The following is a 12,770-nucleotide window of genomic DNA, read 5'->3' as shown; positions in this document are numbered from 1 at the left end:
TTGATGGTTGGTTAACGCCGCGCAGGAAGGTGTCTTCACGTTAATGTGTGAGTGAGTGTTAATGAGTGTGGCGCGGAGTAGAGTTCCCATGTGCCGATCAGAACTGCGCCGCAGGGCATCTCCTCAGCCGTTATTCCGGCCTCGAGCCGGAACCAGCCGTCGCGCGTCGGCGCGGCGTAAAGACCCCTTCACCCCAAGGACTTGGGCTGGCTGGATACCGGTTTAACGCCGGTATGACGGAGAGAACGAGATCGCCCAGCTACATTAAGGGCATGCCCACTTCGTCACACCACGACGTGCGAACCCAGTTCCACCACCCGATTGGCAGGCAGGCGGAAATAGTCGGAGGGATCGGCCGCGGTTTCGGCGAGCGCGATGAACAGGCGGTTCTGCCAGCCCGGCATGCCCGATTTCGGATCTGGAACCAGCTTGCGGCGTCCGAGATAGAAGGAGGTTGACATGATGTCGAACTTGTAGCCCGTGCGGCGCAGATAGCCCAGCGCCTGGGTAACATTCTGGGTTTCCATGAAGCCGAAATGCAGCTCGACCACGGCGAAACGGTCGCTCATCTTCGTCAACGTATAACGATCTGCCGGATGAACGCGCGGCTGATCCTCGGTGCGGATCGTCAGGATGACGTTCTTGTCGTGAAGGACGTGGTTATGCTTCAGATTATGCAGCAAAGCCGCCGGCGCCGTTTCCGGATCGCCGGTGAGGAAAATCGCCGTACCCGGTACGCGCACCGGCGCATGGGCGCTTTCCTTTTCCACTGAGGCGATGAAGGCCTTCAGCGGCACATCGATGCGGCGCGTCTTGGCGAACAGGATTCTCGAACCGCGCTGCCAAGTCGTCATGATGACCGTGAAGGCAATCGCCAGCAGCACCGGCACGTAACCGCCATCGTGAATTTTCAGAAGGTTTGCGCCGAGGAAGATCAGTTCCAGCACCAGAAGCGGGGTCAGCACCGCAAGGGCAAGCCAGATCGACCATTGCCAGCGTTTGCGCACGAACTCGAAGAACATCAGGCTGGTGACGACCATCGCACCGGTGACCGAAATACCATAGGCGGTGGCCAGCGCATCCGAGCTCTTGAAGGTGAGCACCAGGGCAACGACACCGAAAAGCAGGATGGTGTTGACCGCGGGAAGATAAATCTGCCCGGTATTGGTTTCCGAGGTGAAGAGAATTTCCATGCGCGGCAGGTAGCCGAGGTGAATCGCCTGGCGAACCAGTGAGAAGGCGCCCGTTATAACGGCCTGGCTGGCAATGATTGTCGCGGCGGTCGCCAGAATGACGGCGGGAAGGATCGCCCATTGCGGGAACATCAGATAGAAGGGATTGGACATGGCCGCCGGGTCTTTCAGCACGAGCGCGCCCTGCCCCAGATAGTTCAGCGTCAGCGCCGGGAATACCAGACAGAACCACGCCCACTGGATGGGGCGGCGGCCGAAATGGCCGAGGTCTGCATAAAGCGCTTCTGCGCCCGTGATCGTCAGGAACACCGCGCCGAGTACGACAATGCCATAAAAACCTTCATTCGCCAGAAACTCGACCGCGTGCCACGGGTTGAAGGCAAAGAGAATGCTGAAGTCGTCAGCGATATGAATGAGGCCTGCAAGGCCCATGACGATGAACCAGACCGCGGTGATCGGTCCGAAAAATTTTGCCACCGTGCCGGTGCCGTGGGACTGGATGGCGAAGAGGCCAATCAGGATACCGACAGAGATCGGAATGATGAAGGCGTCCATCTCCGGGGTGACGAGCTTCAGGCCTTCCACCGCCGAAAGCACTGAAAGTGCCGGGGTGATCATGGCGTCGCCGAGAAACAGCGCCGCGCCAATCAGGCCAAGCACGATAAGAACGCTGCGATGGGTGCCGGCCGTCTTCATCAGCAGCGCCAGCAGCGACAGCGTGCCGCCCTCGCCGTCATTGTCGGCGCGCAGCAAAAGCGTGATGTATTTGAAGGTGACGATGATCGTCAGAGACCAGATCATCAGCGATGTGAGGCCGATGACCTCTTCCTGCGTCACCCCGTCATAGGCGATGGGCCGCAGGGCTTCGCGAAAGGCGTAGAGCGGGCTGGTGCCGATATCGCCATAAACGACGCCGATCGAACCAAGGATAGCGGCGTAAAGCCCCTTGTTCTTGTGAGCGTCATCCGCATCCGGCTTCTCGGCAACATCCTTGTCAGCGATCTGGGACATGATGATCCTGGCTCCTCAGAGCCAGCCCTTCCAACGAAAAAAGAGAAACGGGATGATTGCGGACATCACCATGACGATCAGCGCAAGTGGATAACCAAATGTCCAGTTCAACTCCGGCATGAGCTGAAAGTTCATTCCGTAAACCGAAGCCACCAGCGTGGGCGGCAGAAAAACCACCGAAGCGATCGAGAATATCTTGATGATGCTGTTCTGCTCGATGTTGATGATGCCGAGCGAGGCATCGAGCAGGAAGGTCAGATTGCCGGAAACGAAGGAGGCATGTTCGTTCAGCGACTGGATATCGCGTCCGATGGACTTGCCCTGCTCCCTCGCAACCTTGTCCGCGCTCGCCTGATCGCTGGTGGAAAAGAACGTCTGCAGCCGCGCCAGCGATGCAAGACTGACGCGGACCTTCGAAATCAGCCGATGATAGGCAGCGATGTTGGTCAGGCGGTCTTCGAGATAACGCGGCGCCTTGCGCTTGGAACGGGCCTGGCTGCCGAGAATATCAGCGGCGAGATTGTCGATGCCGGCGACCGAGTTCTCGAGAATTTCGGCCGTGCGATCGACGATTGTCTCGAGCAGTTTCAAAAGCAGCGCCGTGCCGCTGCGCATCTCATGCGGCGCGCGGGTGATGGCGGCAATGAAAAGGTGGAATGATTTCGGCTCCGCATAACGGATCGTCACGAGGCGCGTGCCGGCGAGGATGAAGGCGACATCTGTGAGGCGGGGGTCGTCCGAATCCGCCTTCCACACCAGCGATGCGGTCATGAAAACATTGCCGTCTTCCATGTAGAGACGGCTGGAGGGCTCGATATCCTTCAGATCCTCACGCGTCGGCAGATCGAGCTGCAGCAGCTTTTCAACATGCTGCTCTTCCGTCCTGTCCGGGTTGACGAGATCGATCCAGACGATGTCATCAGGAATCTGTACGGAGCCGTCGTCTGACGACAGGCTGATCGCCTCGCAATTGGCGCGATAGGCTTTTATCAATCCGTTTCTCCGCTCCACATTGCAGGCCTTAGCCGCAATGCTGCTTAACATATCCTGTTTGCTGTCGGCAAACCTTTGGACGACACTTCAGGGACAACCGAAACAGGCGCAACGTCATATCGCGCCAGCCCGATGGACCAAGAGCCAAACGGCGCAGGCGTATGCGCCCAAAGCGAGATGCAATCAAGCAATATTTTTTCGCAACAGCTTTGCAGACGAAGCACTTCTGGATTTCATGGCCAGAAACCGCACCGTTACTGGCCACCAATCTTCTGTTTTTACAGGACTATTCACAGCGCAGGTGCGCTTTGCGGTTTTGCCGGCGGTCCGTAGCTTATTCGAAAACGATCTTTGGAGCCGCTTTTCTTTCACCGGCGCCAATACGCTCCCAGACTTTTTTCGCTATCTCGCGGTAGATCGCAGCCTGTGGACCATCCGGGTCGGCAACGACGACAGGCGTTCCGGCGTCCGACATTTCGCGGATGGCGATGGTGAGCGGCACCTCGCCGAGGAACGGCACACCGATCCTTTCGGCTTCCGCCTTCGCGCCGCCGTGGCCGAAAATATCGTAGCGGGCGCCGGTATCAGGCGCGATGAAGTAACTCATGTTCTCGATGACGCCGAGCAATGGCACCTCCACCTTGCGGAACATGGTGATGCCCTTGCGCGCGTCGAGCAGCGCGAGGTCCTGCGGAGTGGAAACGATGACCGCGCCGGCAAGCGGCACCTGCTGGGCGATGGTCAGCTGCGCATCACCCGTGCCGGGCGGCATATCCAGCACCAGCACGTCAAGCTCGCCCCAGGCGACTTCACGCAGCATCTGCATCAGGGCGGACTGCACCATCGGCCCGCGCCAGATCATCGCGGCCTCCTCATCCACCAGAAACCCCATGGACATGACCTTCAGCCCATAATTCTCCATGGGAAGAATGATGCGGTCCTCCTGCTGTTTCGGACGACCGGAAATCTTGAGGAGCCGCGGCAGCGAAGGCCCGTAAATGTCCGCATCCAGCATGCCGACCTTCAGGCCAAGCGCCTGAAGGCCGAGCGCAAGATTGACTGATGTCGTCGATTTGCCGACCCCGCCCTTGCCCGATGCGACGGCGATGATGGCGCGGACGCCGGGGACGCCCACCTTGGACGAGCCCGGCTGCTGTGTTGGCCGGCCGGCTGCCGCGGCGGGACGCGCCGGCGCCGGCTGCTGTTGGCCGGGCTTGCGATCGGCAGTCAGCGCCACGACCGCGCCGGCGATACCCGGAACGCCCTTCGCCGCCCGTTCGGCGGACAGGCGCAACGGCTCCATCTCGGCCGCCCTGTCGGCCGGGACGGTGATCGAGAAATAGGCCTTTCCATCTGCGATGAAGATTTCCGAGACCATGCCGAGGGAAACGATGCTTCTGCCGCTGCCGGGATAGATGACGGCGTCCAGAGCCTTTTCCACCTGGTTCTTGCTGACCTCTGCCATTGTCTTACTCCGTTACATCGTCCGGCCTGATCGGGAAACAATTTGCGCCATCCATAGACAAGCGGAAGCGGTTCGCCAATGCCAAAGCGCAAACAGGAACCATTCGCGACGATTTAGCGATGCGATTTCAAATCTCGTCATCCATATCAAGCGTCTCCGGATCGAAGACGCGCCCGTCGAAGAAACAGTCGGGTCCCAGAACGAGGCCGGTGCGCGATGCGCCGACATGAACAGGTTCCCTCAGCGTGCCTTCCAGCTTCAGATTGGCGCCTGGCACCGGCACGAAAAGTGGTTTCATCGCCTTGCGAAAAATATCCGGCCTATACGCATTGCGTGCGGCTTCCACCACCGCGGCATCGAAACGGCAACCGGCGGGTATTTCCCCCCAGCGCAACATCTGGCTGAAGAACCAAAGAGCCTGGCTTTGCCATGGAAAATTCGCCGCTTTCGCGCTGGTGACGAAAAATTCCTGAAAACGCTGCATGTCCTTCTGCGAAGTCGAAATATAGCCCGTCAGGGCCGGAAGCAGGAATTCGCCACTGACGTTCATATAATGGGGGGCGGCCAGAATACCGGCAAGTTCCTCGATATTGGCGGGGTTGGCGCACCACTCGCCCGCGCGGTAAAGCGCGCGCAGCAGCCCCTCCAACAGGCTGGCATTCGCATCAGCCCAATCTCGCTTCACGGCAAGTATTTTTTCCGGGGCATTGTGCCAGATGAGCGCGCCCGTCGTCACGATACGCCCGGCGCCAACCAGCACCGCAGCGCTGCCCGCGGGTTCAGCAGAACAGAGCGCATCGACGTCGCCGCTTTCCAGAAGCCCGGGCATCGCCTTCGGCAGCGCTTCGACGACTTCCATGTCACGGCCAAGCAGCACACCGCAGCTTCCGAGCAGATAACGCAGGGCATAAAAGGAGGTCGAGGCGATATCCTCAACCGCGAAGACGGGCGGATTTTCACCCGCGGCCCGGCGTGCGGCGCAGACGCGGGCCATCGCACGGCCAAAAGCCGCCGGGTCCGGCAGCTTCAGTCCCTCACGGTAAAGTTCATCATAAAACCCAGGGGAAACGGTGGTCGCGGAGCCGCCGAGGGAAAGCGTGAAAACGCCGATGATATTGGCCGGCATATCATGGAGGCCAACGACCGACCCCACGGGAACGGGAGCGGGCAAATGCGCGATCTGAACGCCGTCCTCGCCGAGCACCGAAAGAACACCACGTGCGGACTGCTTTCGGACCAGTTCCAGTTCTATGCCTTCATCGGCGGCAAAGCCTTTTTCGGCAGCGACTATCAGCACGGCGCAATCGACAGTCGGAGAAAATCCCGCTTTTACACTATGCCGCTCCGGCAACGATTTCTCCTTTCCGGTGATTCGAAAAGAGGATCGCCCAGGAAGGGCTTTATCACAATGATAAAATTGCGAGTTTCGCTATTTAATCAGTCCGACGCGCAGGGCCTTGGCGACCGCCTGGGTGCGGTTGACCGTATCGAGTTTTTTCGTCGCGCGGTTCAGGTAGTGATTGATGGTATGCTCCGACAACATCATGATCTCGGCGATTTCGGCACTGGTCTTGCCGGCTGCCGTCCAGTTCAGGCAGTCGATCTCCCGTTCGCTCAATGTTTCCGGCACGCGGAGATCGAGACGGCGGATTTCGGACAGCCGGGCAAAGACGTGGCTGGAAATGTAAAAAAGCTCCGCAAGCCGGGCTTCCGGCAGGGCCGTCTTATTGCCGGAAAAGGATACGGCGCCGCGCCTGAGGGTGACATCATACACCGGGAACCAGACGGAATTTATCATCTCGAACCGTTCGAAAAGCGCGACCACGTTTTTCTTCAGGACATGCCCCTCGCCTTCGACCAGGAAATCCAGCGACACGGAAAAGGGTACAGTGGATTTTCTTAGCCGCGCCATGACGCGGCTGTTCTGCAACTCGCCTTCTTCATCATAGCGTTGCAACAGTTCGGCCGGCCAGCTGGTGATGACGGTATAATGCGACAATTCGCTTGAGACCTCTGTAGTGAGGTCGAGTACCATGAAGGCCCTGAATTCCCACGCCTCCGTCAGCCGCTTCAGGAAGCGGAATATATCGAACTGCGTATTAAGATTGGCGATCTCGCGAACGCAATCAACACCAATCGACTGAACGCTGGCCGTTTCTGTTTTCTGCATGAAAGCTGTTCTTCGAGCATGAGGAAATGCCGCCGCAAAGGCCCGCCTCTGCCCGGAATTTTGAGGATGTTACTCAGCAAATCGATTCATGCAAACAAAAGTTGAAAATTAGATCAGAATATTCGAAAATTAGCGTTATCTCGCGTAAGCCGGTCATGTCTCCTCTTTTTCGCGGGCGGGCATCCCCATAAGCGGCATCGGCTTTCCGTCAATCATCCGCAACCGGCGATAAGCGATAGACAAGTTCTGCCGAAATTTTATCGGCGGTTGCACGCACCAGCGGAGCCCAGGCGCGGAGCTGTTCCACATCCACCCTGTAGGCGGGGCCGGTCACTGAAATCGCCGCGCGGAAACTGCGTCCCGGGGCCGGTAACGGTGCCGCAACGCAATGAATGCCGATCTCGTGCTCCTGAAGGTCGAAACCGTAACCGAGGGAGCGAATGGCCGAAACATCCTCCATCAGGGCCTGCGGTGTGGTGATGGTGTTGTCCGTGAAGCGCTTAAAATCCAGCCCGGCCGCGAGATCTTCCAGATCGCCGGCGGGTAGCAGCGACAGCGCGGCCTTACCCACGCCTGTGCAATAGGCTGGCGAGGTCTTTCCAACCTGCGAATGCATGCGCAAGCTGTGCTTGCCCTCAATCTTGTCCAGATAGGTCACTTCGCGCCCGATCAGAACCGCGAGATGCACCGATTCCTGCGTTGCCTCCTGCAGCGCCGCCAGGTGTGGGGCGGCTATGCTGCGCAGATCGTTGCCACTCCAGGCTTTGGCTGCAAACTGCAACAGCCTCAGGCCAACAACGTAGGTCTGGTCGGGGGCCTGGTCTATCAGGCCTTCGGCAAGCAGATGTGCGAGCTGGCGATGGACGGTGCCTCGCGGCTGGCCGCACGCTTCCACCACATCGGTGAAACGCATCTGCCTTTCAGAAAGGGCGATCAGTTCCAGGAGCGAGATCGCCTTACCGAGTGTACCTGTGTCGCTATCGGTTTTTTGCCGCGCGGCTGGAACTGCGCTGCGCATCCTGCCATTGGGTATTTTGGTATCAGGCATGGCACCATCCATTGTCATTCGCCTTGACATGAGGCTTGCGCCAAGGGAATAATTCCATTTATTAAAATCTAGTTCCAAATAATGGAACAATCAAGCCCTGATGGATGAGATCACGCTATGACGACAGCCCAATTTCCGGACCTCAAGGATGCGGGCGTGCTGATCACCGGCGGCGGTTCCGGCATAGGGGCTTCGCTCGTGGAAGCCTTTGCCATGCAGGGCGCAAAGGTAGCATTCATCGATATCGCCGAAGAGCCGAGCGAAGCGCTGGTCCGGCGGCTTTCCGGGGTGTCGCCCCACCCGGTCCATTTCTTCAGGGCCGACCTGCGCGACGTGGCGGCCATAGCCGTCACCGTCACTGAGGCGGCCGCGGCGATCGGCGGCATCAAGGTTCTGGTCAACAACGCCGCCTGGGACGACCGTCATGACATAGATACGGTGACAGAAGCCTATTGGGATGCCAATCAGGCGGTCAATCTCAAGCAGATGTTTTTTACCGTTCAGGCCGCGCTTCCCTACCTCCGGCTCGCGAAAGACGCCTCCATCATCAATTTCTCGTCCATCTCGTTTCTGCTCAACATGGGCGAACTTCCCTCCTATGCGGCGGCGAAGGCAGGTATCATCGGGTTGACAAAAAGCCTTGCCGGCCGGCTGGGGCCAGAAAATATCCGCGTCAACACGCTGCTGCCGGGCATGATCGTGACCGAGCGGCAGAGGGAACTGTGGCTGACGGATGAGGGCATTGCGACGACCACGGCGCGACAATGCTTGAAGCGCATGCTCGTCGCTGCCGATTTGTCTGGGCCATGCCTGTTTCTCGCATCCTCGGCATCAAGCGCCATCACGGCGCAATCCATAATCGTAGACGGAGGCCTTCTATAATGTCTGAACCCGCTTTTATCGCCGTTGACTGGGGTACGACCAGTTTCCGGCTCTGGCTCATGAGCCGCTCGGGTGCTGTGCTGGCGGAGCGCAGAAGTTCGGAAGGCATGACCACGGCCATGCGGACCGGTTTTGCCGAGGTTCTGCAAGCGCATCTCGACGCCATCGGCGCGCCTGAAGATTTGCCGGTTCTCGTCTGTGGTATGGCAGGCGCGCGGCAGGGTTGGGTCGAAGCGGGTTACATCGACGTGCCGGCATCGCTGTCGTCCGTGCTGGATGGCGCGGTTCGCGTGCCGGGTCAGGCGCGCGATGTGCGCATTCTGCCGGGGCTGGCGCAGCGGGATAAAAACGCGCCCGACGTGATGCGTGGCGAGGAAACGCAATTGCTCGGCGCTCTTGCCTCCTCGGACACCGGCGAGAAACTTGTCTGCATGCCCGGCACGCATTCCAAATGGGTGACCGTTCGTGATGGCGACGTCAACGGCTTTGCCACCTTCATGACCGGCGAACTGTTCGAGGTCATTTCCAAGCAGACGATCCTGTCCCATGCGGTGGCCGAGGCGGAGCCTTTCACCGGCCAACACGAGGACTTCAGAGCGGCCGTGCTCGACATTTACGCCAATCCGCAGCTCGCCAGCAACCGGCTGTTCACACTGCGCTCCGGTCAATTGCTGCATGGCCTCGCCGCCACGGATGCCAAGGCCAGGCTTTCCGGCATCATGATCGGGCTGGAGATCGCCGGCGCGCATTCGACGGCGCGGCGGGAGACACCGGTGGTGCTGATCGGCTCCGGCGCGCTTGGCGCGCTTTACGAAGGCGCCTTCACCGCCCTCGATATCCACTATACGGTCATCGACGCAGACGAAGCCGTGCGGCGCGGATTGCTGGCCGCTGCAACAGCCATCTGGCCATAAGAAGAAAGATCGACCATGCGTATTCCCTTTCCTTCCATCAAATATCCGCTGATTGCCATCCTGCGCGGCCTGAAACCCGAGGAGACAGAAGGCGTTGTCGGCGCGCTGATCGAAACCGGCTTCCGCGCCATCGAAATTCCGCTGAATTCCCCCGATCCGTTCCGTTCCATCGAGATCGCGGCAAAGATGGCGCCCGCCGATTGCCTGATCGGCGCCGGGACCGTGCTGAGCGTGGAAGACGTCGCATCGCTGGACGCGGCAGGCGGCAGGCTGATGGTTAGCCCCAATGCCGATGCGGAGGTCATTACAGCTGCACGTGAAAAAGGCATGGTGACGATGCCGGGCGTTCTCACCCCCACCGAAGCGCTGGTGGCCGCAAAAGCCGGTGCGACCGGGCTGAAGTTCTTCCCCGCCAGCATCATCGGCCCCGCCGGCATCAATGCGATCCGGACGATCCTGCCGAAGGATCTGGTCATCGCCGCGGTCGGCGGTGTCTCGGATAAGAATTTTGCCGACTATACATCGGCCGGCATCATGGCGTTCGGGCTCGGAACCAGCCTCTATAAACCCGGCATGACCGCAGCGGAGGTGCGCGAACGCGCCACTGTCACACTGTCGGCCTATGATGCAGCCATCGGAGGATAAGAGCTTGGCGACTGTTTTTCCCTTTACCGGACGTGTTCTTGACGAGACGCCGATGCTGCTCGGCGAAGGCCCGACCTTCGACCCTGCGACCGGCACGGCCTGGTGGTTCAACATTCTCGAGCGGGAATTGCATGAACTGCACCTCGCCTCCGGCCGCAAGACCGTCCATGCCCTGCCCTTCATGGGCAGCGCTCTGGCGAAAGTCAGCAACAGCCAACAGTTGATCGCCTCCGATGACGGGCTTTTCCTGCGTGATACGAAGACTGGTGTGCTGACTCTGCATGCGGAGCTGGAAAAGGACCTGCCCGGCAACCGGTCCAATGACGGGCGCATGCACCCTTGCGGCGCGCTTTGGATCGGCACCATGGGCCGCAAGGCGGAAACCGGCGCGGGCAGCATCTATCATGTTTACAAAGGCACGGTGACGAAGCTGTTTGCCGATATCAGCATTCCGAATTCGATCTGCTTCTCGCCCGATGGTGCGACCGGATATTACGTCGATACCAAGGTGAACAAGCTGATGCGCGTGCCGCTCGATCCCGAAACCGGCCTCCCCTCCGGCAAGGCTGAAGTCTTCATCGATTCGACAGGAGTCGATGGCGGTATCGACGGCTCGGTCTGCGATGCCGAAGGGCATATCTGGAACGCTCGTTGGGGCGAAGGCGCGGTTGATCGTTATGATACCGACGGCAACCATATTGCCCGATATGCGGTGCCCGCGGGACAGACGACCTGCCCGGCCTTCGTCGGCCCGGACGCATCGCGCCTTCTCGTGACGTCGGCGCGTGAAAATCTTGACGAGGACGCCCTAGCCGCCAATCCGCAGCACGGGTTGACGTTCGAACTGGGGGTTGAGGTCAAGGGCCGGTTTGAGCCGCTTTACAGGCTCTGAGACGCGGCACGAACCGCCTTCTCCTCATTCCCGTGCTTGTCACAGGAATCTAGCCAGCCGAAGTCTTGGACCGAAGGGACTCTCTTCGCCGCGCAGACGCGCGTCGGCCGGGTTCCCGTGACAAAGACAGGAATGAGGGGTGTTGGGGGCGTCCCCACCACCTCGTCCAAGGTCATTCCGTTTCTCAGGAAATATCCGACAATATCTCGCGGTAATTCTCATGTAGATACCGCTGGGTCGCCGCGGCGTCGGCGGGGCGGCCGTAGAAGTAGCCTTGTCCCATGGCGCAGCCGAGCGCGCGCAGTTTTTCCTCTTCCGCCCGCTCCTCTATCCCTTCGGCCACGACTTCAAGATCAAGCCCTTCGCACATGGCGACGATGGCCTTGATGATATGTTCGGAAGGGCGGTCGCTGCTGATGCGCGAGACGAAAGCGCGATCGATCTTCACCTTGTCGAATGTGAAATCCCGCAGGCGGCCGAGGCTCGATTGGCCGGTGCCGAAATCGTCGAGAGAAATACGAACGCCCGCGCTCTGCAACTCGCTGATGATCCGCTGGGCGGTATCGGCGGAGGTCATGACCGCCGTTTCGGTGATTTCAAGCTCCAGCCGGTGCGGGTCGAGGCCGACACGCGAAAGTATGGACAGAATATTGTCGGCCGTACTGGGGTCCATCAGTTGCGCTGACGACAGGTTGAAGGACAGAAAGAGCTCACGCGGCCAGAAAAGCGCCGCTTCCGCGGCTTTTCTGAGCAGGGCCTCCGAAAGCGCATCGATGAAACCGCGTTCTTCGGCCAGCGGCACAAAAACCGCAGGCGATACGAAGCCGAGATCCGGATCATTCCAGCGCGCGAGCGCCTCGAAACCGATGACCTTCGCCTCCTCCAGCCGGACGATGGGCTGGAAATGCACGTCGATCGCGTCGGTGATGATCGCGTTTCTGAGCGCCTGCTCAAGCTGCGTGGCGCGCTTCATCTCCTGCGCAATCTCACGCGAATAGACGGTGATCTGGCCGCGGCCGCGCCGCTTGGAGCGGTAGAGCGCCGTCTCGGCGCTTTTCAGCAGATCCTCAAAATCATCCCCGGCAAAGGGATAGATGGCAAAGCCGAACGAGGAGGAAAGCCGGACATTACGATCGCCAAGATCATAGGGAGCGGAGAGCACGTCCTTGATCATGTTGCCGACACGCTCGGCACCGGTGCGTTCGAACACCAGCGGCAATACGAAAGCGAATTCGTCGCCATCATGGCGCGTCACGATGGCGCCATCGGGAATGCAGGCTTTGAGGCGGTGAGCAACCTGGCAGAGGATTTCATCGCCCGCCTGCACGCCGAAAAGGTCATTGATGGGTTTGAAGCCGTCTATATTGGCGATGCCGACCGTGAAGGGTGCTGGATCGCTGGAGCGTTCGCTGGCGAGCATGCGGATCTTGTCCCGCAAACGGTAGCGGTTGCCGAGCCCTGTCAGCGGATCGCTGTAGGCCATCGCCTGAAGCTCGTTCTGGCTAACCTGCAACGTTTGCGGCTCTGCCCGTTTCATTCCTGCATCTCTTGAATCCT

The 12,770-nt window shown here is 59.7% G+C and carries 11 protein-coding genes; 4 read left to right on the top strand and 7 right to left on the bottom strand.

Going from position 1 to position 12,770, the window contains the following annotated elements:
* Window positions 1-284 precede the first annotated feature (284 nt).
* From HQN82_RS01710 to HQN82_RS01685, 6 genes are all read right to left on the bottom strand, one after another.
* Window positions 285-2,204, bottom strand: coding sequence for a potassium transporter Kup (locus tag HQN82_RS01710; protein ID WP_004440255.1), 1,920 nt, complete (start codon window positions 2,202-2,204; stop codon window positions 285-287).
* A 15-nt stretch (window positions 2,205-2,219) separates the two neighbouring features.
* Entirely contained in the window at window positions 2,220-3,197 is a 978-nt protein-coding gene (locus tag HQN82_RS01705) for a magnesium transporter CorA family protein (RefSeq protein ID WP_173614476.1), read from the bottom strand.
* Window positions 3,198-3,531: 334 nt separating this feature from the next.
* Entirely contained in the window at window positions 3,532-4,662 is a 1,131-nt protein-coding gene (locus tag HQN82_RS01700) for an Mrp/NBP35 family ATP-binding protein (protein ID WP_077986690.1), read from the bottom strand.
* A gap of 127 nt (window positions 4,663-4,789) precedes the next feature.
* Entirely contained in the window at window positions 4,790-6,013 is a 1,224-nt protein-coding gene (locus tag HQN82_RS01695; RefSeq protein WP_173614475.1) for a CmpA/NrtA family ABC transporter substrate-binding protein, read from the bottom strand.
* Between the two features lie 78 nt (window positions 6,014-6,091).
* Window positions 6,092-6,832, bottom strand: coding sequence for a helix-turn-helix transcriptional regulator (locus HQN82_RS01690; RefSeq protein WP_112766529.1), 741 nt, complete (start codon window positions 6,830-6,832; stop codon window positions 6,092-6,094).
* A 208-nt stretch (window positions 6,833-7,040) separates the two neighbouring features.
* Entirely contained in the window at window positions 7,041-7,910 is an 870-nt protein-coding gene (locus tag HQN82_RS01685; protein ID WP_173614474.1) for an IclR family transcriptional regulator, read from the bottom strand.
* Window positions 7,911-7,997: 87 nt separating this feature from the next.
* Here HQN82_RS01685 and HQN82_RS01680 point away from each other — a divergent pair, with 87 nt between their 5' ends.
* From HQN82_RS01680 to HQN82_RS01665, 4 genes are read left to right on the top strand one after another with little or no spacing between them, the layout of a single operon-like run.
* The gene (locus HQN82_RS01680; RefSeq protein WP_112766530.1) at window positions 7,998-8,762 is read left to right on the top strand and encodes an SDR family NAD(P)-dependent oxidoreductase; all 765 of its coding nucleotides are present in this window, start codon (window positions 7,998-8,000) and stop codon (window positions 8,760-8,762) included.
* Complete coding sequence (locus tag HQN82_RS01675; protein WP_048902660.1) at window positions 8,762-9,676, top strand: 2-dehydro-3-deoxygalactonokinase; 915 nt, start codon at window positions 8,762-8,764, stop codon at window positions 9,674-9,676. Before HQN82_RS01680 ends, HQN82_RS01675 begins: the two co-directional genes overlap by 1 nt.
* Window positions 9,677-9,691: 15 nt before the next feature.
* On the top strand, window positions 9,692-10,321 hold the full coding sequence (locus tag HQN82_RS01670) for a 2-dehydro-3-deoxy-6-phosphogalactonate aldolase (RefSeq protein ID WP_004440240.1): 630 nt from the start codon (window positions 9,692-9,694) through the stop codon (window positions 10,319-10,321).
* A 4-nt stretch (window positions 10,322-10,325) separates the two neighbouring features.
* Complete coding sequence (locus HQN82_RS01665; RefSeq protein ID WP_112766531.1) at window positions 10,326-11,213, top strand: SMP-30/gluconolactonase/LRE family protein; 888 nt, start codon at window positions 10,326-10,328, stop codon at window positions 11,211-11,213.
* Between the two features lie 184 nt (window positions 11,214-11,397).
* Here the strand turns inward: HQN82_RS01665 and HQN82_RS01660 are convergent, their stop codons facing one another.
* Window positions 11,398-12,750 carry a putative bifunctional diguanylate cyclase/phosphodiesterase gene (locus HQN82_RS01660; protein ID WP_004440238.1) on the bottom strand — a complete coding sequence of 451 codons (1,353 nt, stop codon included), beginning with the start codon at window positions 12,748-12,750 and terminating at the stop codon, window positions 11,398-11,400.
* Between the last annotated feature and the right edge of the window lie 20 nt (window positions 12,751-12,770).

The sequence above is a fragment of the Agrobacterium pusense genome, from assembly GCF_013285525.1.
In the GTDB taxonomy this organism is placed as follows: Bacteria; Pseudomonadota; Alphaproteobacteria; order Rhizobiales; family Rhizobiaceae; genus Agrobacterium; species Agrobacterium pusense.
This window is presented reverse-complemented; position numbering and strand designations above follow the sequence as displayed.

Excerpts from the sequence above, each read along its gene's own strand:
- HQN82_RS01710 (WP_004440255.1), bottom strand. The coding sequence starts at position 2,204 with ATGTCCCAGATCGCTGACAAGGATGTTGCCGAGAAGCCGGATGCGGAT.
- HQN82_RS01700 (WP_077986690.1), bottom strand. The coding sequence starts at position 4,662 with ATGGCAGAGGTCAGCAAGAACCAGGTGGAAAAGGCTCTGGACGCCGTC.
- HQN82_RS01690 (WP_112766529.1), bottom strand. The coding sequence starts at position 6,832 with ATGCAGAAAACAGAAACGGCCAGCGTTCAGTCGATTGGTGTTGATTGC.
- HQN82_RS01685 (WP_173614474.1), bottom strand. The coding sequence starts at position 7,910 with ATGTCAAGGCGAATGACAATGGATGGTGCCATGCCTGATACCAAAATA.
- HQN82_RS01680 (WP_112766530.1), top strand. The coding sequence starts at position 7,998 with ATGACGACAGCCCAATTTCCGGACCTCAAGGATGCGGGCGTGCTGATC.
- HQN82_RS01675 (WP_048902660.1), top strand. The coding sequence starts at position 8,762 with ATGTCTGAACCCGCTTTTATCGCCGTTGACTGGGGTACGACCAGTTTC.
- HQN82_RS01670 (WP_004440240.1), top strand. The coding sequence starts at position 9,692 with ATGCGTATTCCCTTTCCTTCCATCAAATATCCGCTGATTGCCATCCTG.
- HQN82_RS01660 (WP_004440238.1), bottom strand. The coding sequence starts at position 12,750 with ATGAAACGGGCAGAGCCGCAAACGTTGCAGGTTAGCCAGAACGAGCTT.